This window comes from Chitinophaga sedimenti (assembly GCF_023156195.1).
Lineage (GTDB): Bacteria > Bacteroidota > Bacteroidia > Chitinophagales > Chitinophagaceae > Chitinophaga > Chitinophaga sedimenti.
In genome coordinates, this window is record NZ_JAKUKA010000001.1 from 178,224 (window position 1) to 201,959 (window position 23,736).

Annotated in this window: 28 protein-coding genes; 17 read left to right on the plus strand and 11 right to left on the minus strand. The window is 51.2% G+C overall.

Going from position 1 to position 23,736, the window contains the following annotated elements; translation table 11 throughout:
* Nucleotides 1-14: 14 nt before the first annotated feature.
* From MKQ70_RS37320 to MKQ70_RS01055, 8 genes are all read right to left on the minus strand, one after another.
* A complete protein-coding gene (locus MKQ70_RS37320; protein WP_282456165.1) occupies nt 15-764 on the minus strand; it encodes an efflux RND transporter permease subunit in 750 nt (249 codons plus the stop codon).
* Nucleotides 761-934: an efflux RND transporter permease subunit gene (locus MKQ70_RS37325; protein WP_282456166.1), complete on the minus strand. Its 174-nt coding sequence runs from the start codon at nt 932-934 to the stop codon at nt 761-763. The genes MKQ70_RS37320 and MKQ70_RS37325 overlap by 4 nt, the downstream gene beginning before the upstream one ends.
* Nucleotides 886-1,893 carry an efflux RND transporter permease subunit gene (locus MKQ70_RS37330; RefSeq protein WP_308198898.1) on the minus strand — a complete coding sequence of 336 codons (1,008 nt, stop codon included), beginning with the start codon at nt 1,891-1,893 and terminating at the stop codon, nt 886-888. Before MKQ70_RS37330 ends, MKQ70_RS37325 begins: the two co-directional genes overlap by 49 nt.
* Nucleotides 1,894-1,937: 44 nt before the next feature.
* Entirely contained in the window at nt 1,938-2,273 is a 336-nt protein-coding gene (locus MKQ70_RS37335; protein WP_282456167.1) for an efflux RND transporter permease subunit, read from the minus strand.
* A gap of 97 nt (nt 2,274-2,370) precedes the next feature.
* Nucleotides 2,371-3,327 (minus strand): efflux RND transporter periplasmic adaptor subunit, encoded by a 957-nt coding sequence (locus MKQ70_RS01040; RefSeq protein WP_248066440.1) that lies wholly within the window; start codon nt 3,325-3,327, stop codon nt 2,371-2,373.
* 6 nt (nt 3,328-3,333) lie between these two features.
* Nucleotides 3,334-4,644, minus strand: a complete 1,311-nt coding sequence (locus MKQ70_RS01045; protein ID WP_248066443.1) for a TolC family protein — start codon at nt 4,642-4,644, stop codon at nt 3,334-3,336.
* 190 nt (nt 4,645-4,834) lie between these two features.
* Nucleotides 4,835-5,392 carry a TetR/AcrR family transcriptional regulator gene (locus tag MKQ70_RS01050; RefSeq protein WP_248066444.1) on the minus strand — a complete coding sequence of 186 codons (558 nt, stop codon included), beginning with the start codon at nt 5,390-5,392 and terminating at the stop codon, nt 4,835-4,837.
* A 117-nt stretch (nt 5,393-5,509) separates the two neighbouring features.
* Nucleotides 5,510-6,391, minus strand: a complete 882-nt coding sequence (locus MKQ70_RS01055; protein WP_248066447.1) for an EamA family transporter — start codon at nt 6,389-6,391, stop codon at nt 5,510-5,512.
* Nucleotides 6,392-6,494: 103 nt separating this feature from the next.
* On the opposite strand from MKQ70_RS01055, the gene MKQ70_RS01060 reads away from it, so the two are divergent.
* Genes MKQ70_RS01060 through MKQ70_RS01090 form a run of 7 tightly spaced genes read left to right on the plus strand, consistent with a single transcriptional unit; the run spans nt 6,495 to nt 10,480 of the window.
* Nucleotides 6,495-7,250, plus strand: coding sequence for a hypothetical protein (locus MKQ70_RS01060; protein WP_248066450.1), 756 nt, complete (start codon nt 6,495-6,497; stop codon nt 7,248-7,250).
* A gap of 57 nt (nt 7,251-7,307) precedes the next feature.
* Nucleotides 7,308-7,622 (plus strand): hypothetical protein, encoded by a 315-nt coding sequence (locus MKQ70_RS01065; RefSeq protein WP_248066453.1) that lies wholly within the window; start codon nt 7,308-7,310, stop codon nt 7,620-7,622.
* A 22-nt stretch (nt 7,623-7,644) separates the two neighbouring features.
* Nucleotides 7,645-8,310 carry a hypothetical protein gene (locus MKQ70_RS01070; protein WP_248066456.1) on the plus strand — a complete coding sequence of 222 codons (666 nt, stop codon included), beginning with the start codon at nt 7,645-7,647 and terminating at the stop codon, nt 8,308-8,310.
* Nucleotides 8,307-8,483: a hypothetical protein gene (locus tag MKQ70_RS01075; RefSeq protein WP_248066459.1), complete on the plus strand. Its 177-nt coding sequence runs from the start codon at nt 8,307-8,309 to the stop codon at nt 8,481-8,483. The genes MKQ70_RS01070 and MKQ70_RS01075 overlap by 4 nt, the downstream gene beginning before the upstream one ends.
* On the plus strand, nt 8,483-8,845 hold the full coding sequence (locus MKQ70_RS01080) for a response regulator transcription factor (RefSeq protein ID WP_248066461.1): 363 nt from the start codon (nt 8,483-8,485) through the stop codon (nt 8,843-8,845). The genes MKQ70_RS01075 and MKQ70_RS01080 overlap by 1 nt, the downstream gene beginning before the upstream one ends.
* Nucleotides 8,842-9,153 carry a winged helix-turn-helix domain-containing protein gene (locus tag MKQ70_RS01085; RefSeq protein WP_248066465.1) on the plus strand — a complete coding sequence of 104 codons (312 nt, stop codon included), beginning with the start codon at nt 8,842-8,844 and terminating at the stop codon, nt 9,151-9,153. Before MKQ70_RS01080 ends, MKQ70_RS01085 begins: the two co-directional genes overlap by 4 nt.
* A gap of 1 nt (nt 9,154) precedes the next feature.
* Nucleotides 9,155-10,480 carry a sensor histidine kinase gene (locus MKQ70_RS01090; protein WP_248066482.1) on the plus strand — a complete coding sequence of 442 codons (1,326 nt, stop codon included), beginning with the start codon at nt 9,155-9,157 and terminating at the stop codon, nt 10,478-10,480.
* Here MKQ70_RS01090 and MKQ70_RS01095 read toward each other — a convergent pair.
* The 3 genes from MKQ70_RS01095 to MKQ70_RS01105 are packed head-to-tail and all read right to left on the minus strand — an operon-like array spanning nt 10,477 to nt 12,089.
* Nucleotides 10,477-10,899 carry a secondary thiamine-phosphate synthase enzyme YjbQ gene (locus tag MKQ70_RS01095; protein ID WP_248066501.1) on the minus strand — a complete coding sequence of 141 codons (423 nt, stop codon included), beginning with the start codon at nt 10,897-10,899 and terminating at the stop codon, nt 10,477-10,479. The genes MKQ70_RS01090 and MKQ70_RS01095 overlap by 4 nt on opposite strands.
* 55 nt (nt 10,900-10,954) lie before the next feature.
* Nucleotides 10,955-11,767 (minus strand): META domain-containing protein, encoded by an 813-nt coding sequence (locus tag MKQ70_RS40880; RefSeq protein ID WP_248066506.1) that lies wholly within the window; start codon nt 11,765-11,767, stop codon nt 10,955-10,957.
* Nucleotides 11,697-12,089: a copper resistance protein NlpE N-terminal domain-containing protein gene (locus MKQ70_RS01105; protein ID WP_248066523.1), complete on the minus strand. Its 393-nt coding sequence runs from the start codon at nt 12,087-12,089 to the stop codon at nt 11,697-11,699. The genes MKQ70_RS40880 and MKQ70_RS01105 overlap by 71 nt, the downstream gene beginning before the upstream one ends.
* Before the next feature lie 199 nt (nt 12,090-12,288).
* Here MKQ70_RS01105 and MKQ70_RS01110 point away from each other — a divergent pair, with 199 nt between their 5' ends.
* The 10 genes from MKQ70_RS01110 to MKQ70_RS37350 all read left to right on the plus strand — a co-directional run bounded on the left by MKQ70_RS01110 (nt 12,289) and on the right by MKQ70_RS37350 (nt 23,734).
* On the plus strand, nt 12,289-12,783 hold the full coding sequence (locus tag MKQ70_RS01110; protein ID WP_248066526.1) for a sigma-70 family RNA polymerase sigma factor: 495 nt from the start codon (nt 12,289-12,291) through the stop codon (nt 12,781-12,783).
* Between the two features lie 247 nt (nt 12,784-13,030).
* Entirely contained in the window at nt 13,031-13,789 is a 759-nt protein-coding gene (locus MKQ70_RS01115) for a FecR family protein (RefSeq protein ID WP_248066528.1), read from the plus strand.
* Nucleotides 13,790-13,799: 10 nt separating this feature from the next.
* Nucleotides 13,800-14,078, plus strand: a complete 279-nt coding sequence (locus MKQ70_RS01120) for a DUF4974 domain-containing protein (protein WP_248066533.1) — start codon at nt 13,800-13,802, stop codon at nt 14,076-14,078.
* 229 nt (nt 14,079-14,307) lie between these two features.
* Nucleotides 14,308-15,009 carry an STN domain-containing protein gene (locus MKQ70_RS01125; RefSeq protein WP_248066547.1) on the plus strand — a complete coding sequence of 234 codons (702 nt, stop codon included), beginning with the start codon at nt 14,308-14,310 and terminating at the stop codon, nt 15,007-15,009.
* A gap of 17 nt (nt 15,010-15,026) precedes the next feature.
* A complete protein-coding gene (locus tag MKQ70_RS01130) occupies nt 15,027-17,648 on the plus strand; it encodes a SusC/RagA family TonB-linked outer membrane protein (protein WP_248080902.1) in 2,622 nt (873 codons plus the stop codon).
* Nucleotides 17,649-17,832: 184 nt separating this feature from the next.
* The gene (locus MKQ70_RS01135) at nt 17,833-18,441 is read left to right on the plus strand and encodes a RagB/SusD family nutrient uptake outer membrane protein (protein WP_248066565.1); all 609 of its coding nucleotides are present in this window, start codon (nt 17,833-17,835) and stop codon (nt 18,439-18,441) included.
* Nucleotides 18,438-19,370, plus strand: coding sequence for a RagB/SusD family nutrient uptake outer membrane protein (locus MKQ70_RS01140; RefSeq protein ID WP_248066568.1), 933 nt, complete (start codon nt 18,438-18,440; stop codon nt 19,368-19,370). Before MKQ70_RS01135 ends, MKQ70_RS01140 begins: the two co-directional genes overlap by 4 nt.
* 80 nt (nt 19,371-19,450) lie before the next feature.
* A complete protein-coding gene (locus MKQ70_RS01145) occupies nt 19,451-21,697 on the plus strand; it encodes an alpha-L-rhamnosidase-related protein (RefSeq protein WP_248066571.1) in 2,247 nt (748 codons plus the stop codon).
* A 166-nt stretch (nt 21,698-21,863) separates the two neighbouring features.
* Complete coding sequence (locus tag MKQ70_RS37345) at nt 21,864-22,589, plus strand: glycosyl hydrolase (protein WP_308198899.1); 726 nt, start codon at nt 21,864-21,866, stop codon at nt 22,587-22,589.
* Nucleotides 22,541-23,734 carry a glycosyl hydrolase gene (locus tag MKQ70_RS37350; protein ID WP_308198900.1) on the plus strand — a complete coding sequence of 398 codons (1,194 nt, stop codon included), beginning with the start codon at nt 22,541-22,543 and terminating at the stop codon, nt 23,732-23,734. Before MKQ70_RS37345 ends, MKQ70_RS37350 begins: the two co-directional genes overlap by 49 nt.
* Nucleotides 23,735-23,736 lie beyond the last annotated feature (2 nt).

Here is a 23,736-nt window from a genome sequence, read left to right on the forward strand (position 1 = left end):
TGCTTTCTGAGAGGTTACCAGTACCGGTAGTCGCGTTCATTACGGTCGTTGTATACGCCAAGGGTAAGTCCGGCTACGGCCAGTCGAACCGTGCGATCGATACTCGCAGTGGAAATACCCAGCTGCTGCGCCTTTTCCTTGTTGATGTCTACGCGGATGTCCGATTTAAGCAGGCTTACAGGGTTATTGATGTAAATCGTGCCGTCGGTCTGCTGCAGCATTTTTTCTACCCTGCCGGCGAGCAAGCGCAGGCTGTCGAGATTATCGCCGAACACGCGCACTTCCACGGGGGCTGTAATGGGAGGTCCCTGTTCAAAGTTTTTCACTTCTACTTTAGCACCGGGGTAGGGCGTCCAGGCGCTGCGCAGTTTCTCAATGAGGTGCTGCTTGTCGGCCGGGCTGGTATGCGGGTCGAGCTGCACGAAGATCTGTGCGAAGTCGCTGTGCTCATTCTCCTGGATTTCATTGTAATACACGCGGGGATGGCCTTTGCCCACATTGCTCGCATAGTACTTTACCGCCTTTTCTTTTGCCAGCACGCTTTCCAGGTTACGTACAATCTTATCGGTATAAGCCAGGTTCGATTGGGAGGGCGCGATCACGTTCACGAGGAATTGTGGTTTTTCAGACGCAGGGAACAGGCTGAAGCCTACCACGTTGAATACCATTATAGCACCGCCGAAGATCAATCCTGCAATGAGCAGGGTCATGAGGGGACGGGCAAGAGCTTTATCGAGGAAGCGCGCGTAACTGCCATGGATCAACTTTTTAGGCCACGCATAAATAAATTTCCATCGGGGTGACCCTGGTGCTTTTTCAGCAGGCGGCTCGCGAGGAACGGGATAATCGTGAGTGATACGGCCATGGAGGCCAGTACGCTGAATATCACTGCCAGTGGCAAGCTGCGGATGAAATCACCGGCGCCTTCGGGCATAAGTACCGGGGAATGAAAGCGATGATAAGGGCGGCGGTGCAGCCCACTACGGCGAGGCCGATTTGTTGCGTGGCTTTGAGCGTGGCTTCGAGACGGCTATGTCCTTCGAGCATCCAGCGTTCGATGTTTTCTACTACCACGATACTGTCGTCCACGAGTAACCCCAGCGCTACCACCAGTCCCACAATGCTTAACTGGTTCAGGTTATAGCCAAATAAGTTCAGCAGCATAATGCCGATAGACAGCGATAAAGGGATGGAGATCATCACGATCAGCGCGGGGCGTTGTCCCAAAGGTAGCAGGGTAATGGCTACCAGCAGGATCGCGATGACAAAGTCTTTACCTAATCCACCGAGGCGCATGTTTACCGCATCTGCCTGGTCAAAAAACTGTATTGCGTCGATGTTTTGGGGCAGGGTCGTCTTGAATTTCGCGATCACCGGCTTATATAATTCCTGCGTTTTGCTGATGTTCTCCCCGGTTTTCTGCGCGGCCGATACCATCACACATCTGTGGCCGTTCAGTCGGGTCGCGTACTTTTCATCTTCATAACCGTAATACACTTTGGCCACATCTTTCAGCAAGATATTTTTACCATTGATCGAATACACGATTGTATTCCCGATTTCTTCGATCGACCCGTAAGTGCCGCTCGTCTTGATGTTGAAGCTCCTGTTACCTGCATCGATCGCACCACCGGGAATGTTTACCATTTCGTTTTGTAATGCCATCGTTACTGCCGAAGAAGTGATCTGCATCTGCGAGAGCTTGTCGAGCGCCAGTTCTATGCGTACCTGCTGGTCGGGCAGACCATGGATCTTTACCTCTTTCAGCGATGGCACCTTTTCCAGTTCGTCCTGCAGTTTCTCTGCGTAATACTGGATCTTATCGCGGGGTGCATTCTCGGAGATCAGCGCTACTTGCAGTACGTTCACGTCTGATGGTTGCTGCTTCTGCACTTCGATGCTGGCAATGTCCGGCGGCAGTTCCTTTTGTTTGGTGTTTACCTCGCGTACCAGCTCCGGTATTTCTGGTCTACGTTCGAGCTGTATTTATATTCCACGCGCATCACAGCTACACCGTCGCTGATTTTGGTGCGTACCTTTTTAATGTCTTCGAGTCCGTAAATCTGCTTCTCCAGCGGGTCTACCACCAGTTCCTCCATATCTTTCGGACTGGTACCGGGATATACCACGATGACGGAGAACTGCGGTGCTTTGGTATCTGGATCTTCGGACCGCGGCATGTTCAGGATGGTGGTGATGCCCAGTACAATGATCATCAGGAAGATGATGAGCGTGAACTGGTAATTTTTAACAGCGTATGTGGTGATCTTCATGGCGATAATTATTGGATGATGCGAATGGGGGATTTATCGGTGAGATAGGCGCTGCCGGAGATGATGAGTCGTTCGCCTGCCGCGATACCTTCGCTGATCAGCACTGGTCTTTTTCGATACCGGCAATGACGACGGGTACTTTGCGGGCAGTTTTACCATCGCTGGTCACGAATACAAATCCGTCGCTGCCATTGCCATCGAGTACCGCGTCATACGGCACCCGCCATGACTTTTGCGTGATAGGTACGCTGGCGATGCTGCATTGTCCGAACATGCCGGCTGCCAGGCCTTTTGTTTGCTTATCGATGATCTTAATGTCTACCGTAAATGTGCCGCTCTGTGCATCGATGCCTTCTGCCTTACGGCTTACCTGGCCTTTTAACCTGGCGCCGGAGAGTACCTGTACAGTCACTTCTGCGTTGTCGCCGATCTTCATGGCGGCCCAGTCTTTATCACTTACGCCAATACGTAAGTACCACGCGCCGCTGCCTGCACCATTTGTTTGCAGGATGGGGGTGCCGGCATTTACCAGCTGGCCCGCATTGGCGAGTTTATGCAGTACATAACCATCTTTCGGTGCGTGGATAGAAGAGTAGCTGCGGTTGAAGCGTGCGCTGTTCAATTGTTGCGCTGCCAGTTGCAGGGCAGTGTTTGTGTTCTGCAGTTGCTCCAGGGTAGCCACACTGTCTGCATACAGCCGCTGTGTACGCTGATGATCGCGTTGCGCTTTTTCATATGCCAGTTGTAACTGTGAAACCTGGGCATCGATTTCCGTAAGGTGCAGGCTGGCGAGCAGCTGGCCTTTGCGGACGGCATCACCTTCTTTTACATAGATGTTGCTGATAATGCCACCTGTTTTAAATGACAGGTCTGTTTCATCATCGGTGGTAAATCGCCCGGAAGCCACGATAGAGCCCTGTTCGCCGGAGCCGCCGATGGTCAGCACCTTCACGGGAATGGAATTTTGGTCCTTATTGGTATTGGGTGTGGCGGGCGCGCTGCTGCACGAGGCCAGTATTACAGTAACGAAAGAAAGAAGGATAAACTGTTTCATATACAATTAGTTTTGGGTGGTTAAAGGATAAGCCGCCTGCTCGCGTTCTACTTCCGCAGCTGCAGTGTGTAGTGCTGCTTCGGCAATGGCAAGCTGCAGTTGCGCCTGCGTTAATTGGTGCTGTGCGTCCAGCAGTTCAATGTAAAGCAGTTGTCCCTCGCGGTAAACGATTTGCTGATCGCGGTAGTAACGTTTGGCAAAGGCGAGTTGCTCTCCTGCCGCGCGGTAATTGAGTACGGCCGTGTTATAATTGTTCAAAGACTGGCGCAGTGTGAGTTGCAGGCTTTCTTCCAGTTGTGCCGACTGGTTCCGGACTGACTGTACATCCACCGCGGCCTGCTTCATCTTATGTTGATTACCCCTGCTCGCAAACAGGTCCCATTGCAGGTTGACGCCCCAGAAGTAGTAGCGGCTCTGGTTGTCGAATTTCCAGCCTTGTGCCTGCGAACCTAAATCGAGGTAGGTGTTGACTTTCGGTAGCAGGTACGAACGTTGCATTTTTTCGTTCAGCAGCAGGGCGTTGGTGGCTTTGTGCAGTTGTTGCACTTCTTCACGTTGTTTCACCGCGCCGTTATCGAGTACCGGTTGCAGTCCTGCTTTTACCGCGGCTGGTTCGAGGGTAATGCTGTCGGCCAGGTTGCGGTTCAATAGAAAGTTGAAATACGCTTTTGCATTTTCCCGGTCGTTCACCGCTTTGTTGATATCGGCTTCAATCTTCTGCATCTCCGTATTGGCACGGTATACAGCTGTATTGTTGCGGGTGCCGTTCTTCACCATGCTCTCGTTTACGCGGATATTTTCGCGGATCAGCTGCAGCGCGTTTTTATGAATGTCTACTGCCTGCGAGGCCTGGTAATACTGGTAGTACGCGGTTTTAACGTCTTTCACCAGCGTGCGTTTGTACACATTCACCGCGGCTTCCTGTTGTGATAATTGCTCCTGGCGGATTTTACGGTTATAGTAAATCTCGGCGTTCAGCAAAGGCAGGGTAGTGCGGAATTTCGCGTCGTAAAAATCCTCGGGATTCAGTTGGAAACGCTGGTTTTGCAAGTGCGGGAACTGTTTGCTGTTCGTGAGGTCGTTCAGTGTGCTGTAGGCGTTGTTCAGCAGGTCGCCGAGGGGCAGATCAATAGTGCGACCACCCTTGGACGCGTTATAACTGGCTAGCAGCGCTACGTTCGGTCCAAACAGGCTCTTTGCCTGTTGCAGTGCCAGCATCGACTTTTCCAGCTGGAAGTGTTGCTCCCTGAGGCCCTTGTTATTGGCGAAGGCTTGCTGTATGTAGTTATCCAGCGCGGGTTGCTGTGCCCCTGGCACCAGTAGTGATTAGCAGTGTTAGTGCTATTAACATCGAAACTTTATTTAGTGATGTCAACATAATGAACAGTGTTTAGTGATTGGGCAAAAAATAAAGGCCAGACGGCCTTCGGGTATATAAACCTTACAAGTTTTTAGGTGTGTAGCTGTTCCAGATATGCCTTCATGGCTGATTGCAGCACTTGTTCGATCATTTCCGTGCGCAGGTGTGTGGGCTTAAACCGGCATTTAAGGTCCAGCTAACAAGTCCGTGTGCAAAACCCCACACAGAAATGGCGCCCACGATGGGATCCGTAAAGCGAATACATCCTTCGCTGATGCAATCTTCGACTACCTGTTTCAGCATATCGAACGCGTCATCGCCATTATCCCAGCTGTCGAAGTCTTCCACTGCATTCATCGGCGCTTTCATGATGAACATCAGGTCGTATAACTCCGGCTCCGCGCGGGCAAAGGCGATATAACTCTCCATGATCTGCTCCAGTCGCTTAAACGGCTCCTGCGCAAATTTGATCTGGCGAAAAGCTACGCTCAGCTGGTCAAACGCGTCGGCCTGGGCATCCAGCAGCAGTTCGTCTTTGTCTTTGTAATACAGGTACAGCGTGGCCGGACTATACTCAATGCGCTCCGCAATGTTACGGATGCTCACTTTTTCGGGCCCGCCCTCTTTAAACACCTGCACGGCAGCGTCCACGATGCGTTTCCGCATTTCCGTCTTTTCCCTTTCTTTCCTTTCGCTGATCCCCATGTTAGAATGTTTACGATGCAAATATACTGAACACTGTTTAGTAATTCCAAATAAATTTTGGAACCAGCCCGTTTTTCACCCTGAGCAGTCGTTGGTCAGTTCACTGCACGAGGTTGACTATTTGGACACGGGCCGGAAAAACGCCTGTACATTAAATACGACGATCGATACCAGTATAAGCAGATAGGCGGATACCTGTAACAAGGTGATCGGTTCGTGGTAGTAGCCTATTGCCAGGCTGAACGCGATAATGGGGTTAATATATAATAGCATGCCCACGGTCGATGAGTTGATGCCTTTGAGCGCATAAAGGTTGAGGAACAGCGGCACAATCGTAAACACGACCGCGATTACGGCAATGGATATATAAAAGAACGGCTCTGCCGGCACCGGACCGCTGAACACCGGGAAAAACGGCAACAGGATCAACCCGGAAAAAATTACCCGGATACTTAACGTGAGGAATTTGTCTAACTGCGTGTTGCGCCGCTGGCTGATTAAATAGAGAGCATAGGTGGCCGCGGTTACTACTGCGTAGAAGAGGTCTGCCAGGCTGTTGTACGACAGCATCATACAACTGACAGCGCTGAGGGCTACCGCTGCCCATTGCCATTTATTTAAGTGTTCCTTCAGGAACAGCGCTGCCATGACCGCTGTAAGAATGGGGCATACAAGATAGGCGAGGGAAGTCGCTTTTACACTTACGTGGTTCATGGCATAAATGAAGAAGAACCAGTTTGCTGTGAGCAGCAGTCCGCCGCCGAGTGTGAGTCCCGCTGTTTGCAGGCGTTGTTTTTTGGTCATGTTTTGAAATATCCGGATGTTCTCGCGCAATGTTCTGCGGCGGATGAGCAGGCCGATAATGAGCATCAGCGCGGCACAGCAAAACACGCGGTAAAAGAGAATGTCGGCCGACAAGTAATGGTGTAATGGCTTCAGGATCAGACTGAAAAATCCCCAGGTCACGAAGGCGGTCATTGCGGCGATATAATATTTCATGGGTTTCAAAGGTAAATTTTCTGTTTTTCATTTTCGCTTCATCTTGGGCTGGTAGTTTTGTTTTAACAAATCGATATCTATCACTAATTAAACCGAAAACACGATGAAAACAACACTGATTATCACTGCAATGCTTGTATCCGGCGCCGCTTTTGCGCAGGAAAAAACGGTTACTGTCAGTTCACAGAGCAGCACGTCTGCCGGCGTAAAAAAGGGGAATGTAAGCGCCAGCCATGCTTCCACAACTTCTGCCGGGGCGACATCTACCGGTGGTGTAGCTACTAAAAGTAAAACATCAACGGCTGTTGCTGCAGCGAGTGAAGCTGGTACACGGCTTAATGCTGTGGGTGAAGCAGGTAAAAGCCTGCAAACAGAGGCGGTTAACAACGCAAATACGGAGTTCAATGCTGCAACTGAAGCAGGTAACCGCGTAAAAAGCCGGGCGGCTACCAGTGCTGATGCACAACTGACCACCGCGACTGAAGCGGGTAGTGATGTGAAAACGCAGGCCGCTGCCAGCGCAAATGCGCAAGTGAATGCCGCAGCGGAAGCGGGCAACGGTGCGACCGCACAAACAGCAAATCTGGCTTCCGAAACGGCCATCAGCGCAAATACGCAACTTAACACGGTAACAGCACACACTGCCAATCTTGCCTCCGAAACCGCTATCGGTACGGGCACCGGCGTGACAAAACAGGCCACGGGAGGTGTTAATCATGCGTTAAAGGCCACCCTCGCTACATCCACGAACAGCGCCGCTTCAGTAAATACTATTGCAAGCAAATCAGTACAAATAAAAGCGACGCCCGTTAAAGTAAACACTAACATCGCCGCAGCCGCGGGATTGAAAATTCATTAACGAACGCTGATAACAGATTTTTGCCGCTACGGTAGCTGGCAAAAATCTGTTATTTTTATGGCCATGGTGAAATTGTCTCCACATCTGTTAATATTTGCCGCAAGTCTTTGCGCTGCACCGCTCTGCGGATATGGCAACACGCCTCCGCCGCACGCAGCCCTTGTTCCTGCGGCCGATACGTCGGTAACACCGCAACAACAACCGGCCAAACCTGCGCCGGCGACCACGGAAACACCTGTGGTAAAGGTGCCGGACATCATCAAAGAAGTACCAAAATCGCGTCGAAAAATTAAGCCTATCGCCGTGCCGGCACCTATTCCGGTAAAGCCGCTCAAAGTGATCAAACCGAAAGTGATCAAAGTGGGTATTTAATGGCGACCTTAAACTAATTAATATGAGAGCCATCTTTCTCTTATCTGTCATATGCGGCTGCACGTTGCGCACCTTCGCGCAAACGGACAGCACCGCCGATCCGAAGCGTACCACCTTCACCGTAGGCGCGAGTTACATGAACAACGCCAACTATTACGGACAAAAGGCGGAAGCCAGCATGCCGTACGTTTCTGCTACGGGCGTGCTCAAACTTAAACCCGGATTGTATTTTACCGGTACCGGCATCCGCCTCCTGAATGATTCAAATTCGGTGGTTTCTGCCTCCGCCGCCGGCATCGGCTGGTCGTTTCCGTTAGGCAAAAAGCTCAGTGCCGATCTCAGTTACAGCCATACTTTCTATCCATCCAATTCGCCGTTCCTCCAAGCCTCCAACCCAGACAACTTCAGCGCCACGCTGGCGTATGACTGGTGGATGAATACTTCCATCAACGCGGATTATATGATGGGGAAAAGTCAGCACGATATTTTTACAACGCTGGGCACGGAAAAGCAGATCAACCTGGGTAGCTTCGGTCCCAAAGACCTGATCACGCTCACTCCTTCGGTGGACGTAACCGCGGGTACGCAACATTTCTACGAAACGTATGTTACCGAAAAGCGGCTGCGCGATAGTCTGCTGGCGATTTACTGCCAGGGTATCCCAGTCAGCCCGAAACAAAAACAGTGACGAATACCAGCTTCGATATCATCTCCTATAACTTCCGTGTACCACTGGCTTATAACCGCCAGCATATGATGCTGGAAGCGGCGTACCAGTTATCGGTACTCGGGCAAAAGGCACAAACCGGCGCAGGTACGGCGAATTCCTTCTTTTCTTTCAGCTTTTATTACCAGTTCTGATGAAGGTATTGATTATAGAAGACGAAAGGGCGATGGCAGCCGAAATGGAAGTGTTCCTGAAGAAGTATTATGTATGTGACCTGGCGTATAACGCGCGGCAGGGGCTGCAAAAGATGGAGGAGAATCAATATGATTTCATCCTGCTGGATCTCGGGCTGCCCGATAAAGACGGACTTGCGGTATTGCAGGAGGCCCGAAAAAATTGCCCGGACGCTTCCTGCATCATTCTTACCGCACGCGGACAAATCGAAGACCGGATCAGGGGCTGGACCTCGGCGCTGATGATTATCTTCCGAAACCTTTTTCGCTGCTGGAGTTGCAGTCGCGCATGCAGGCGATTGCACGACGTAAATTCGGGTTGAATGATAATACCGTGGAACTGGGCGATTTTAAAGTAGATTTAAACAAGCGCTCCGTGTTTTTCGAGAAAGAAGAAATTGCCTTATCGCGCAAGGAGTTCGATCTGCTGAGTTATATGTTGCTGCATAAAAACAGGCCGCTCACACGTATGCAGCTGAGCGAGCATATCTGGGGCAACTTTTCGGACGACGAATACGATTCTAATTATATCGATGTGCATATTAAAAACATCCGCAGGAAATTGTCTGCTTTTGGAACGGTGGAATGGTTGCAGACAATCCGCCATGTAGGGTATAAAATCAAAATCTAGCTTGAAGCTATTTACCAAACTTACGCTGTTCATTACACTGTCGAAACTGGCGGTGGTACTGCTTTTTGTGATGCTGTTGCCCTCTTTGGTGGATGGTGTTGCCAGCCGTTACAATGACTATTATCTCAGCCAGCAGAAGAACAAAGTGCTCCGCGTTATCAACAAAAATGGGATTGACTTTTATTTGCAGGGTGAACCGGATTACGGCAGTTACACGATGTTGAAGGAGGAATACATCTCCCTGGAACCCGCCGGCAAAAACATTTTGCCCGATACGATCGCGACGCTGCGCAGGGTGGTGGAGGAAGATACGCTGACCTACCGGATCCTTACGCACGTGTTTTCCTACAATAATAAAAGTTATATACTGGAAGTTGGTAAAACAGTATCCAGCATTGGCCAGTATAACCGGCCGTTACAGAAGATGGCGCTGTACGTTTTGGTGGGGCTTATCGTCATTACCATTGTGATTGATCTTGTGTTTACACGGTTGTTGTTGCGGCCTTTAGGTGTGATTATCAGTAACCGCCTGCTCCACCGCAAGTTTCCTTTCAAGGACCATGCGCCGCCGATTAAAACATCTACCACCGACTTCAAATACCTCGACGCTTCGCTGGTAGACCTGATGGATAAAATCCGCGAAGCCTTTGAAAAGGAGCGGGAATTTACCTCCAATGCCTCGCATGAATTAATGACGCCGGTAAGCATCCTTCAAACCAAAATGGAGAATATGTTGGTGGACGGGGAATTGAGCGAAGAAATGGAAAAACAGGTGTTGGGGATGATGAAAACGCTGAACCGCCTGAAGAAAATCGTGAACTCGCTGCTGTTCATCTCCCGCATTGAAAATGATCAGTTTCCCAAGGCGGATACTTTTGCCGTGCATACATTGTTGGAAGAAGTGATGGAAGAACTGCATCACCGGCTGGCCGACAAGGACCTTCAATACACGGTGAATGTGTCCCGCAACGCTATTTTGCGCGGACAAAACCACGATCTTATATTTCAACTGATTTATAACCTGCTGAACAACGCGATCCGTTATAACCGCGAGGGCGGCGCGATCATTGTCAGCGATTCGTACAAAGCCGGTGAGCCTTACCGGTTGTCGTTGCGCGACACGGGCATCGGTATTCCGGAACAGGAGCAGACGCACATTTTTAACCGCTTTAAAAAGGTGGAGAAGTCCGGTAACGAAGGCTATGGACTGGGATTGTCGATCGTAAGCACCATTGCCCGTTACCACAACATCCAGCTGGAGGTGAGCTCTAAAGTGGGAGAGGGTTCCGTGTTTACATTGATCTTTCCCGAAGAATCCCTGGTTTAAACGCCCCAGGCAGTAATTACTAATCTTCTTGCACCGCCGTAGTCGCGGTGTTCGCATAAATAAATGCCCTGCCATGTACCGAGCGCCGGCCGGCCGTTATGCACCGGTATCAGTACCGAACTGCCCAGCATTGCTGCTTTCAGGTGTGCTGGCATATCGTCCGGACCTTCATCGTTGTGCAGGTAATCGGGATCGTTTTGGGGGACGGCCTTGTTGAAGAATGTTTCGAAGTCTTTGCGAACAGTAGGATCTGCGTTTTCGTTGATAGTTAACGAGGCGGAGGTATGCTGAATGAACACCTGCAACATACCCGTTTTTATTTCGGACAGCTGCGGCAAGGCGTGCAGTATTTCTGCTGTAATAATATGAAAACCGCGCTTACGGGCGCCGAGTTGAATAATCTGCTGAAACATTTTCATACTGCTAATTTAGGCATTCAAAGCAAAACGCCCGTTCATCACGGGCGTTCGGTATTTATTTGCGGCCTTTCACACCCGGATCAACTTTTCCTTTTTTAAATGTCATTTTCGTATCGCCTTCGCCGAGGAAGAGTACTTCGCCATCCAGCAGGTAGGCTACTTTTTGTCCGGTCAGCAGCTTAAGATATTGTGATTCCACTTCCAGGCCGGGGCAGGCCATTTCTGTAGATACCAGTTGGCCAAATACCAGCTGGCCATTTTCCAGTTTCACTTTACCGCCAAAACGATTGCAACCGCCGTACCCATACGCCTGTTCTTCCGCCAGCTGCAGTTCCAGTGTAGGGCGGCCGTTGGGCGATGCTTTCGGGTCAATGGTTTTATCGCCGATCTTTTCCAGCTCCCACAGTGCATTGAGACGGTAGGCGCCGATGAATTGTCCGCAGCCGGTGTACTGTTTATAATCTTTGTCTGCCTTCTGTTTCACATCCACCACCACACGGTAGCTGCGTGTTTCGCCCGACATATCATCGGTGCAGGTCTGGCGGAACAGTTGTACCGTCAGCGCGCCCTGTTCGTTTTCCGCGTGGTACCTGGTAACAGGCGCATCGGCTGCACGTTCGCCTTTGCCGGCGGGTACAGAGATATCCAGTCCGTCTACATTTTTGAAGTGCATAGACTTATCAAAATCAATTTCAACCGACCAGAAAGGTTCGTTGCCACCGCCGACGAAGTCCGTACCATTCAGCGCCTGTGCGTTCGCAATCGCCGGGTTGGTTTCGATGGTGGTTTTCTCCAGCTTATATTTTGATGCGTGGGTGGAGTTGATGGATTTGGCGTCCCTGGTCGAGTATTTCGAGTTTTTCGCCACGGTAGGCCAGGAATTTCGTTTGCCCGGATATATTATGGAGGGTCACGAGGCTGTCGGCACTCATTTCCCAGGTACCTTTATCCACGAACGCGTCGCCGGGTTTGCCTAAGTAGATAGATCGTTCGTAGAACGTATCATTGGGCTGTAGTTGCAGGAGGTAGGCGATACCTTCGCAATCGGCGCAGGGGATTTCGCCTTTCCAGTTGGCGGCGGCGGCTTGTTTCAGGGCATCCGGGGCGGGCGTGGCGCCGCTTTTGGGAGCGCTGCCGTTACAGGCCAGTAGCGTGAAGGCCAGGAGGGCCGGGAAAAGGAGTTTTGTCATTGCGTGTTTATTTTTAGGTTTCCAGGGTCTAAAGGTAACAGATGTTGCAAAAATACAGCCAGTATCAGGAAGTGCACTTTTTTGCCCTCATCCATCCTGTACCATCCTGTTCAGGCTAGGAGGGTATAAATAATTTGCTAAGTTTATACCACCAAAGCCACCTTTCACTTTGTCCGATTCACGTTATAACGACCAATTGATGCTGACGCAAATGGCTGCAGGGAGCGAAAGTGCTTTCTGTGCTTTGTTTGATGTGTATTGGCACAAAGTATACAGCACCGCTTTACTCTTCACCCACGCCGGACCCATGGCGCAGGATATTGCCCAGGAAGTGTTTTTGCAACTATGGCAACGCCGGGAAACGGTTGCCGATATCCGGGATGTGAATAGCTATCTTTTTATCAGCGCACGCAATCTTATTTTTAAGAAGATGAGCCGCCTGAAACTCGAAGATGCTTATCATCAATACCTCGCTGGTCAGCCCAGTACCGAAACCGGGGATGCTGGTGTCAACACAGAATATAAAGAGTTGCGTTCCATCCTGGAAACCGCTATCCGCAAACTGCCCCCGCAACAGCAAAAGGCATTCCGCCTAAGCCGTGAAGGTGGATTAAGTCACGAGGAAATCAGTCTCCAGATGGGCGTTAGCCGCGCGGCGGTGAAAGATTACATCGTGCGTTCCCTTTCCTTTTGAAGAAGTATTTACGCGAACACGCCCTCTCCATTTTTTTCTAAAAATATTTTTAAACCGGCACTTCCTATCTTCCTTTTCAGCGGTCTTTATTGGAAAGGCCCATTCCAGCTGTTATGAAAGAAGCGGATTTTCTGATATTGATGGAAAAGTACGTAGCGAACGAACTCTCGAAAGCGGAGTTTGAAAAGCTGTGGAATGCTGTCCGTGAACCTGGGCATCGTGCCACTGGACAAAATTCATGCACCGCATGTGGGAGGAGGCCGGCCATGGCGAACAGGATGCGCTGTTGAAGGCGGAAATGCTGCAGCAAATACAGAATGCTCCTGAAGATGCACGCCGGAAAAGCCGTATTCGCAGACTTTCCTGGTGGGCTGCTGCAGCCTGTGTGGCAGGGCTCTCCACTGCTTTCTTTATGTTGAAGCAGGATAAGGCCGCGGCGCCCATAGTCGAAAGCCGACCTGCGAACGCTGCCTCCAGCGAAATACGCCCCGGCCGCCAGCAGGCGATGCTGACATTGGCAGATGGTACCGTGGTGGAATTGGACAGCGCCTCGAACGGACTACTTGGCCAGCAGGGCAAAACACGCGTGACCAAACTCGCGAACGGACAACTGGCATATCAACAACAGGGTGAATCAACCCAACCATTATATAATACGATGCGTACGCCCCGCGGCGGCCAATACCAGGTATTGTTACCCGATGGCACCAAAGCATGGCTGAACGCGGCATCCTCACTCACCTATCCCGTGGCATTCCTAAAAAATGAACGGCGCGTAAAAGTAACAGGAGAAGTGTATTTTGAAGTCGCGGCCGGCAACCCGCACGCTCCGTTTATCGTGGAAGTTACCGGCATGCGCGAGCAACCCGATTTCGAAGTAAAGGTGCTGGGCACCACCTTTAATATTAATGCTTACGAAGATGAAGGTCCGGCCGAAGCCACGCTGCTCAGCGGTGCGGTAGTACTGGCGCGGGAAGGTGTGCAGGTAGGCCCTGCGGCCGGGTGAACAGGCTGTAATGGGCACTACCATTCAACAACGCCGGCCGGAAGATATTGAGCAGGTGATTGCACGGAAGGACGGATACTTTAAATTTACACAGGCCGACGTGGGAGCCGTGATGCGACAGGCAGCGCGATGGTACGATGTGTCGGTTGTGTACCCCAATGGCGTACCGCCGGATGTTTTCAGCGGAACGCTGCCCCGGAACGTAAGCCTGGAGAAATTCTTACAAATATTAGTGTACAGCGATATAAAAGCTACGATTAAAGATCGCCAGGTAATAATAGTGCAGTAATCAATCGAAATCAATATAAAACAAAATGGGTGAGCACAAAAAAGCCGGAAGTACGGGGTACTGCCGGCTATATAGGGCACCCTTTTGTCCAGCTACTTGACAACCAGAACAGGGGAATTCCCCAACAAACCACTAAGTTATGAAATTTAAATTCAGCCATTCCACTAAAAAGGGTCGCGGCAACCTATTGCTGTCCCGGCTGCGGCCTGTCGGAAAAACGATCTTGGTTATGAAGCTCACAACGTTATTGTTGCTAACAGCATTGCTACAGACGAAGGCCAACGCCTATAGTCAGCAGATTACCCTGCGCGTGAAAAACACGCCGCTTGATAAAGTCTGTGCGCAGATCAGCCGGCAAAGCGGCTATCACTTCTTTTTTAATGAAAGATTGGTAAAAGATGCGCGCAAAGTATCACTGGACCTGCAGGGCGTTAGCCTGCAACAGGCCCTGGACGCCTGTTTCTCCGGCCAGCCTTTTAATTACATTATTGTAGATAATACGGTAGTGGTGCGCAAAAAGAGCGATCCACCACCACTGATGCACCTGGCTGCGTCGCCGTTGGTACTGGTCGTTAAAGGCCGTGTGACCAACGAAAAAGGAGAGCCGCTGCCCGGCGCCAGCGTGAAGCTGAAGAACAGCACCAAGGGCGCCACATCGGACGCGAAAGGGGAATTTAACTTCACCGTTCCGGATGGCACCACCGTGGAGCTGGAAATCACCATGCTCGGATTTAAAACGCAGGCGATGACTCCGTCCGACCCCGCTAATGTGGTGATCGTACTGAAAGAAGAAGCCACTACGCTCGATAACCTCGTGGTGATCGGTTACGGTACCACCCGCAGGCAGGACTTCACCGGTTCGGTAGCTTCCGTGAAAATGGAAGGCTCGCCCATCGCCAGCCTGCCGAATATGAACATCTGGAAGCGCTGAAGGGCAACGTATCCGGCCTGAGTGTAGGTGCTGCCAACACCGCGGGCGGACAACCCTCCATGATGATCCGTGGTCAGAACTCCATCAGTGGTAATAATGATCCGCTGATCGTGCTGGACGGGGTAGTGTTCCTCGGCAGCATCGGCGACATCAACCCGAACGATATTGCCAGCGTGGACGTGCTGAAAGATGCGACATCCGCCGCTGCATACGGATCCCGTTCCGCGAACGGGGTAATCGCCATTACGACTAAAAAAGGGCGTGTAGGCAAACCCGTTATCTCCTTCAATACCTCTACCGGTTTCCAGAAATGGCAGAATCAGCCGGTGATGATGACCGGCAAGGAATGGATCGATGTGGTGAATGCCCGTAATAAATACACCCCGGGTTCTACCAACTGGCTCAAGCCGGGCGAGATCGCCAATATGAACGCCGGCCGTGAAACCGTGTGGCTGGACGAAGTGACCCGTACAGGCCTGATCCAGAGTTACCAGGCTGCTGTATCCGGCGCTACGCAGCAAACCAACTATTATATCTCTTCTTCTTTCGATCAGAATAAGGGAATCGTAAAAGGGGATGATTTTAAACGAGTGTCGGTACTGGCCAAACTGAATATGAATATTACCAGCTGGCTGGAAATTGGTGCGGATGGCGCTTACACTAAACGTGATTACTCCGGGTTCGCCGCTAACGTAGGCGAAGCGCAAACCATGTCGCCATACGGTGTGATGTACCGCGACAGTCTTGGTCATCTTGAAAAATATCCTTACACGCAGTCGGCCATAAACCCGCTGTGGGGTGTGCAGGATGGCACCCGCAACAATATGGACGTTGGTAACAACTTCCGCCTCAATGCGCATGCCCTGGTAAGAGTGCCCTGGGTAGACGGATTAACCTACCGTTCTAACCTGATGCTGAACCTGGATAAAGACCGCACAGGTAACTTCTATAATGAAAAATATTTCGTAGCGGAAGGAGAGGGGCTGGCCCGATATTCACCCGCCACGATACAGGGTTTCCTGTCGCGGGCAAATGGTAATATCGAAAACTACAGCAAGTACAGTTATGTGATCGATAACATCCTGAGCTATAAGAAGACGTTCGGTAAACATTCCGTGGATGTAACAGGCGTATACACCCGTGACTACTGGAAAGAAGAGTGGGACAATTCATCCGGCAGCGACTTCCAGGCGAATGGTAATACCGCACTGGGGATGTTTGGTTTGCAAACGGCTACGGTGCAGAAAGCTACTGTCAATATCGTTGAAAGGGCTAACATCGGTTACCTGGGCCGCCTGAGTTATGCGTACAACAACCGTTACTTCGTGACCGGATCTTATCGCCGGGATGGCGCATCGGTGTTCGGCGCCAATAACAAGTGGGCAGACTTTGCCGCAGCTGGCCTGGCGTGGCGGATTACAGAGGAAGATTTCATGAAGAACCTCCATTATCTCAATAACCTCAAACTGAAAGTATCCTGGGGACAAAACGGTAACCAGGGCGTAGGCCCGTATGGTACGCTTTCCCGCGTATCTAATGGTTCTTCGGGTGGCGTACGCTACGAATTTTCCAATTCTGCCAGCCAGATCTTTTATGGCCTGTACCAGAACTCTCTCGGCAACTCCGACCTGGGTTGGGAAACAACCGAATCATGGAACGCAGGGTTTGAGTCTTCCTGGTTCAACGATCGTTTGTTCGTAGACCTCGATATGTACAAATCCAAAACTACTGACCAGATCTTTACCCGCAACATCCCCGTAATGACAGGCTTCAAGACCATGCAGACGTCTATGGGGCAGGTAGATAATAAGGGTATTGAGATCACCCTAAGAAGTGTTAACATCAAACAGGCTGACTGGGGCTGGACTACTGCCGTTACTTTCTGGCAGAACCGCAACAAGCTCGTGAAACTGTACGGTGAGGATAAAAACGGTGATGGTAAAGAAGATGACGACATTGCAAACAACCTGTTCATCGGTCATTCGCTGGGTGTAATATATGGATATGAGCAGACGGGTATTGTGCAGGTAGAAGATACTGCGTACATGCGTATTACCGGTGCGGCTGCAGGTGCGCCTATGTACCGCGACCTGGATAAAGTACAGGGCATTAGTGCGGCAGACCGTAAGATATTGGGTTATACACCGGACAACTTCCGTTTGAGCATGAGCAATACGGTCAACTACAAAAACTTCGATCTGTATGTGATGATTTCCGGCAACTTCGGTGGCAATGGTTACTATTTGAAGTCGAACAGCGCAGCGTACCTGACTTCCGGCACCGGTCGTTTCAACGACAATATGACTTCCAAACCTTACTGGACAGAGCAGAACAGGAGCAATACCTATCCTTCCGCTTTCTTTAGCGGAGATGGCAGGTTCCTTGGTTTACAGAACCGCACGTTCGTGAGGCTGCAGGACGTTACCTTATCCTACAGGTTGAAACAAAGCCTGCTGACGCCATTGCGCATCAACTCCGCCAAGTTTTTCCTGACTGCGAAAAACCTGGCTACGTTTACCGACTGGTTCGGCGGCGATCCGGAAACCGGTACACCGGTACGGGAGAATACTTTCCCGTTCCATCTACCTATTCATTCGGCGCCAATATCAGTTTCTAATCCACAACACGATCCATTATGAAAAAGTCGATATACAAAATGAAATGGGCACTGTTGCTGTCGCTGGCGGCAGTACAGGGCTGTAAATCCGATAAAGAATTTCTGCAGGAAAAACCGGCTACCTTTTATACGGTTGACAATGCCTTTACTACTGCTTCGCAGGTAGACCAGGTGCTGGTGTCTATCTACTCGCAGCTGCGAGACCTGTGGGCCAACCCGGGGAAGAAACCTGGATTACCGTGTTCCGCGGCAACGGTACGGATATGTATGATATTCCGAGCATCCGCAAGGGTAACTCCTTTAATAACTACGGTAACATTAACGCGGAGAATGCCGTTTTTTACAACTGCTACAGCACCTGGTACCAGCTGATCGCGAAGGCCAACATGGCTTTGTACGCGGCCGATCTGGCCAACATCAGCTGGGCATCTGCAGCCGATAAAGCCTATGTAAAAGCACAGGCCCGCTTTTTCCGCGCGTTTGCGTACCGTAACCTGGGCGAGCTGTTCGGCGGTGTGCCACTGGTAACCGAAATAACCAAGACTCCGCGTTACGACTTCAAACGCAGTACACGGGTGGAAACTTATCAATTTGCGATTGATGAACTGCTCGCCATCGAGAATGACCTTCCGGTTACAACAACCGCCGGTGGCCGCCTCGTCCGCGGCGCCGCACAGCATAACCTGGCCGAGTTATACCTGGCCTTAGGCACCCAGCTAAAGGCCGATGGTAGAGCTGCCGAAGCCACTACCGCTTTTAACAACGCTATCACCTTTGCCAGCAAAGTAATTGACGGGGAACCTATAACCTCATGACCACCCGCTTCGGTTCCCGCAGAACAGAAGCGCAGGGGAACGTGTACTGGGACCTGTTCCAGGAAAACAGCGTGAACTACCAGGATGGTAACAAAGAGTGCGTATGGGCCATCCAGATTGATTATGCCGCTTACAAAGCAGAAGATGGCAAATCCAAACTGCCTTACTCCCGTACCTATGGTCCGGTGTTTCGCGACGGTGCGAAAGACCACCTGACCGGCACGGGCGTAGATGTTGGCGGTCGTGGTGTATCGTTTATGATGCCTACCATGTACACCCGCGATGATATCTACAATGGCCAGTGGAGCGGCGATATGCGGAATACCGATATCGTATTCCGACGCGTATTTAAAGGAAACGTAGCTACCTCGCCTTACTTCGGCGTAGCCATTCCCTGGGACGTGATGTACTACGGCAGTGCGGATGCGACGACTAATATGAATAACCGCAGCCTGTGTTACCCGGTGTCCTGCAAGATTGCTACGGATAAATACACTGGTGTGGCCGATGGCGAAAACATGAGTAATCTGTTTCGCGACGACTACTTCATCCGCTTGTCAGAAACCATCCTGCTGCGTGCAGAGGCTAAACAGCGCGCAGGCGATAAGCCGGGTGCAGCGGCGGACATCAACCTGCTGCGTACCCGTGCACAATGTACCTATATGGTAAGCGCGGCCGACATGGACGATAACTTCAACATGATTTTAGATGAGCGTGCAAGAGAGCTGGTGTACGAAGAGTGTCGCTGGAATACGCTGCTTCGTATGGGCGGCACCATCGCCGTGGATCGCATCCGTAAATATGCTTACTGGCCGGAAGCCAAGGCAACACTCACTTTCAACTACTACAACCTGTGGCCCATTCCACAGACCGTGATCGATACGAATAAAGACGAGCCGCTCGAACAGAACGAGGGCTGGAAACGATAATATCCCAAAGCCGGGGCGTGAATGCCCCGGCTTTTAACTATCTTGTTATCATGCTTATAAGAGTTTTGACCGTAGTTTTTTTGATCAGTATAACGACGTTTGCGAAGGCCCAGTCCCTGTTTGTTCCCGATGGATTGATGTGTGATCTTGTGGCGCATGCCGACCATCAATCCGTGAATGGCTACCTGGTGCAGCCCGGTTGGAACAAAGAAGCATTTCTCTCTACACAATCCGTGCGCATCCGTAATCTCCGCCCGGCCTTCAGCTGGATGCTGCGCTCCGTGCGGCCGAACGTAATGCAAAGTGCTTACCGCATATTAGTAGCCGATCATCCGGATAGTTTGAACAGGAATGTAGGCAATATGTGGGATACCCGTAAGGTAGTATCAGCTAAATCGAATGCTATCCTGTATTTTGGGAAACCTTTACAGCCAAACACGCCTTATTACTGGAAAGTAATGGCTTGGGACACGGACAGTGCGCAGAGCGACTTCCCACACCCCGTGGTGTTTTTTACAGACAGTGTACTGACGGATTATGCTACTGCGCGTTATCCTTTGCAGAAGACGGACCAATTCCCGGAGCACTTTACAGTAAGCGACACCATGGTATTCGCAGATTTTGGCAAAGCGGCTTTTGGCCAGCTGAAGCTGGAGCTGACCGCCACTGGTTTGCACGATACCGTGGATGTGCATATTGGTGAGGCGTTAACTCCCTGGGGTACGGTAAATCGTCGCCCTGCCGGCACGATCCGTTACCAGCGTTACCGCATTCCGTTACGGAGCGGTACGCATACCTACCAGGTGAACATCCGCCAGGATGTCCGTAACACTGGTCCGCAGGCGGTGCGCATGCCCGCTTACATCGGCGAGGTGCTACCTTTCCGTTATTGCGAGATCAGGAACTACAAGGCAAAAATGGATGCAACGGAAGTGGTGCGCGTGGCCGTAAATTATCCTTTTGATGAAACGGCGGCCAGCTTTTACAGTTCCGATACCGTCTTAAATAAAATATGGGAGATGTGTCACTACACGATGAAAGCGACTTCGTTCGCAGGCATCTTCGTAGATGGCGATAGAGAAAGAATTCCTTATGAGGCGGACGCTTATATTAACCAGCTGGGTTATTACGCGGCCGATCGGGAGTTCACGTTGGCGCGGGCTTCGCAGGAATACCTGTTGCACCATGCCACCTGGCCCACAGAATGGATCTTGCAATCTGTGCTGATGGCGTACAACGATTATCTATATACCGGCGATAGCCGCTCTGCCCGCCACTACTACAATGATCTGAAAGCAAAGCTGCTAATGCCGCTAGAAATGCCGAATGGCCTGATCAGCACCCGCACCGGTAAACAAACGCAGGCGCTCATGAAGGCAATCCACTTCACAGGTGGCAATTTGCGCGATATCGTAGACTGGCCGCACTCCGGTATACTGGGCTTAGGTAAGGGTGAAGGCGGAGAAACAGACGGCTTCGTGTTCCGTGATTACAACGCGGTGGTGAATGCTTATTACTACAAGGCCCTGCGCGATATGCAGTCTATTGCCACCGTGCTGAACCGGGATGCGGACGCGAAGTTATTTGAGAACAAGGCGGACAAACTGCAGCAGGACTACCGTAAACTTTTCTGGAATAAGAAACAGCGTGTGTTTAACGATGCCACAGATACGGCCCACGCTTCGCTGCATACGAATATGTTTGCACTGTGTTTCGGGCTGGTGGAAGATAAATATAAAGACGACGTAGCTGCGTTTATCCGCTCGCGTGGTGTAGCCTGCAGCGTATACGGCAGCCAGTTCCTGATGGATGCAGTGTATGACGGTGCAGATGAGGATTATGGGCTTCAATTACTTACTTCTACCGCTGACAGGAGCTGGTACAACATGATCCGCGAAGGCAGTACCATCGCGATGGAAGCATGGGGACAAAAGTTCAAACCTAACCAGGACTGGAATCATGCATGGGGAGCAGTGCCGATCAACACGATCAGCCGCAAACTTATGGGCATTGAACCGATTACACCGGGTTGGGAAATATATCGCATTAAACCGCAGATCAGCAGTCTTAACCGTGCGATGATCACGGTGCCCACGATCAAAGGCACTATCACGGCGGTATATGAGAAGAGCGGTGATGATTTCTTAATGACGCTCGGGTTGCCGCCTAATGCCACCGCGCAGGTCGTACTGCCGGCGCGTTATACGAAAGGGCGTTTTGAAGTATTTATTGGTGAAGACAAAATAAAGCCTGTTAAAAAAGACGGAGCATACATCGTCACCCTCGTTGGTGGTGGTGATTATAAATTGTCAATAGGTCCACGTTAATAATTTTATTTTATGTTGATGAAAAAGCTCCTCGCCGGTGTAGCATTGCTGTGCCTGTGCAACGCATGTTCCAACAGCAGGCAGACACCGGTAGTTCAGCCGCTCCCGATCCGCTGGAAGCGGGTTTTATGCAGCCGCCCGATGAGGCGAAGCCCCGCGTATTCTGGTGGTGGCTGGAAGGTTATCAAACAAAAAAGGCATTCTTCGCGACTTGTCGGCCATGCAGGCCGCGGGTATTAAGGGCGCGATCATTTTTGATGCCGGTTCTTCCTCTTATCAGAATATGGAGAAAACCAAAGCGGGACCTGCGTTTATGGGCGCCGAGTGGCAGGAATTGTTTCACTATGCCTGCAAGGTGGCCGACAGTCTTAACCTCGAATTGAGTTTGAACATTGGCAGCGGCTGGAACGATGGCGGTCCCTGGGTAACGCCTGAACTGGCCTCCCAGAAACTAGTGTGGAGCGATACGTTGCTACAGGGCCCGCGTGCGTTGGATATTCCGTTGCCGATGCCCGCAAAACTTTACCAGGGCACCTTTTACCGGCCGATTGTAACGCTTGCGGTGAAGCTGCACGATAACTATGAAAAGGTGCAGCAGCTGGAGAACTTCGAGATAAAAGCCGTGCATAGTATTTACAGTATTCCTTTTACGAAAGAGGGGCTGGGCTACGACTGGAACCTCTTTATGAAACCGGAGGCTTCGCCGGTACATGAAGCGCATGCGGACCTGAATGATATTATTGATGTGAGCGATAAAGTGGATGCAAGTGGCCGCCTGCGCTGGCAGCTGCCCGCAGGCAAGTATTTGCTCATGCGCTTTGGATACACGGCCACCGGCATCCGGTGTCAACGCATAGTCCGGGTGGCGGCGGACTGGCCATCGACTACATGAGCAGCGAGGCTATGGACCTGCAATACAGTAAAACAGTAGGGGTGCTCACACGCGGACAAAAGATCCCGGCGCTCAAGTACCTGCACGACGACAGCTGGGAACTGGGGGCCAGCAACTGGACACCCGCTTTCGCGCAGGAATTTAAGGCGGCCAATGGCTATGATATCTATAAGTACCTGCCTATCCTCACCGGCCGCATTATCGATAACCGGGATGTGTCCAATAACTTCCTGTTCGATTTCCGCAGAACGATTGCCGATCTGATTTATAAGAACCACTATGAGCGCTTTGCCGACCTGGCGGCGCAGCAGGGCATGGGCATTCACTCCGAAAGTGGGGGCCCGCATCCTGCACCCCTAGATGCCTTGAAGAACCGGGGACTGAACGCTATCCCGATGGGCGAGTTCTGGATACGCGCCAATACACACCGGATAGAGGCGCATCGCCGCCTGTATGTGAAGCAACCTGCTTCTGCCGCGCATATCTATGGTAAACAATTTGCACAGGCCGAAGGGCCTACGAGCATCGGGCCGCATTGGGAGGAGGATTTCTATTACATGAAACCTACGTTGGACCGGGTGTATTGCGAAGGGCTGAACCGCCTGGTGATTCACACCTTTACACATTCGCCGGAGGAAGCCGGGAAGCCGGGCAATGAATACTTTGCCGGTACTCACTTTAACCAGAATGTTACCTGGTGGGAGCAGGCGCCTGCTTTCCTGCGTTGGAACAGCCGCATTTCGTATATGCTGTCGCGTGGGTTGTTCGTGGGCGATGTATGCTATTACTATGGCGATAACGTACCTAACCAGGTACCCCTCAAACATGTTGAACCCGGTTTGGGCGAGGGTTACGACTATGATGTTTGTAATACGGATGTGATCCTGCATCGTATGCAGGTGAAAAATGGCCGTATCGTGCTGCCGGACGGGATGAGTTACGCAGTGCTCGTGTTGCCCGACTGGAAAGTAATAACGCCGGAAGTATTGCAGAAGCTGGAGCAGCTCGTCCGCGACGGCGCCACGGTCATCGGTCCTAAACCATTGGCCGCGGCAGGTTTAAGAAACGCGGGAAAAGATATTACCGCACTGGCGGATAAGGTGTGGGCCCGCGTGATACAAGATAAACCCGTTCGCCGGTATTGATG

What these genes read in the sequence shown, in the direction of transcription:
- MKQ70_RS01125 (WP_248066547.1), top strand. Translation starts at nt 14,308, where the DNA reads ATGAAGCTCACAACGTTATTGTTGCTAACAGCATTGCTACAGACGAAG.
- MKQ70_RS01110 (WP_248066526.1), top strand. Translation starts at nt 12,289, where the DNA reads ATGCTGACGCAAATGGCTGCAGGGAGCGAAAGTGCTTTCTGTGCTTTG.
- MKQ70_RS37325 (WP_282456166.1), bottom strand. Translation starts at nt 934, where the DNA reads ATGCCCGAAGGCGCCGGTGATTTCATCCGCAGCTTGCCACTGGCAGTG.
- MKQ70_RS01105 (WP_248066523.1), bottom strand. Translation starts at nt 12,089, where the DNA reads ATGACAAAACTCCTTTTCCCGGCCCTCCTGGCCTTCACGCTACTGGCC.
- MKQ70_RS01070 (WP_248066456.1), top strand. Translation starts at nt 7,645, where the DNA reads ATGAGAGCCATCTTTCTCTTATCTGTCATATGCGGCTGCACGTTGCGC.
- MKQ70_RS01095 (WP_248066501.1), bottom strand. Translation starts at nt 10,899, where the DNA reads ATGAAAATGTTTCAGCAGATTATTCAACTCGGCGCCCGTAAGCGCGGT.
- MKQ70_RS01080 (WP_248066461.1), top strand. Translation starts at nt 8,483, where the DNA reads ATGAAGGTATTGATTATAGAAGACGAAAGGGCGATGGCAGCCGAAATG.
- MKQ70_RS01140 (WP_248066568.1), top strand. Translation starts at nt 18,438, where the DNA reads ATGACCACCCGCTTCGGTTCCCGCAGAACAGAAGCGCAGGGGAACGTG.
- MKQ70_RS01060 (WP_248066450.1), top strand. Translation starts at nt 6,495, where the DNA reads ATGAAAACAACACTGATTATCACTGCAATGCTTGTATCCGGCGCCGCT.
- MKQ70_RS01065 (WP_248066453.1), top strand. Translation starts at nt 7,308, where the DNA reads ATGGCCATGGTGAAATTGTCTCCACATCTGTTAATATTTGCCGCAAGT.
- MKQ70_RS01040 (WP_248066440.1), bottom strand. Translation starts at nt 3,327, where the DNA reads ATGAAACAGTTTATCCTTCTTTCTTTCGTTACTGTAATACTGGCCTCG.
- MKQ70_RS37335 (WP_282456167.1), bottom strand. Translation starts at nt 2,273, where the DNA reads ATGAAGATCACCACATACGCTGTTAAAAATTACCAGTTCACGCTCATC.
- MKQ70_RS01120 (WP_248066533.1), top strand. Translation starts at nt 13,800, where the DNA reads ATGGGCACTACCATTCAACAACGCCGGCCGGAAGATATTGAGCAGGTG.
- MKQ70_RS01050 (WP_248066444.1), bottom strand. Translation starts at nt 5,392, where the DNA reads ATGGGGATCAGCGAAAGGAAAGAAAGGGAAAAGACGGAAATGCGGAAA.
- MKQ70_RS01055 (WP_248066447.1), bottom strand. Translation starts at nt 6,391, where the DNA reads ATGAAATATTATATCGCCGCAATGACCGCCTTCGTGACCTGGGGATTT.
- MKQ70_RS01115 (WP_248066528.1), top strand. Translation starts at nt 13,031, where the DNA reads ATGTGGGAGGAGGCCGGCCATGGCGAACAGGATGCGCTGTTGAAGGCG.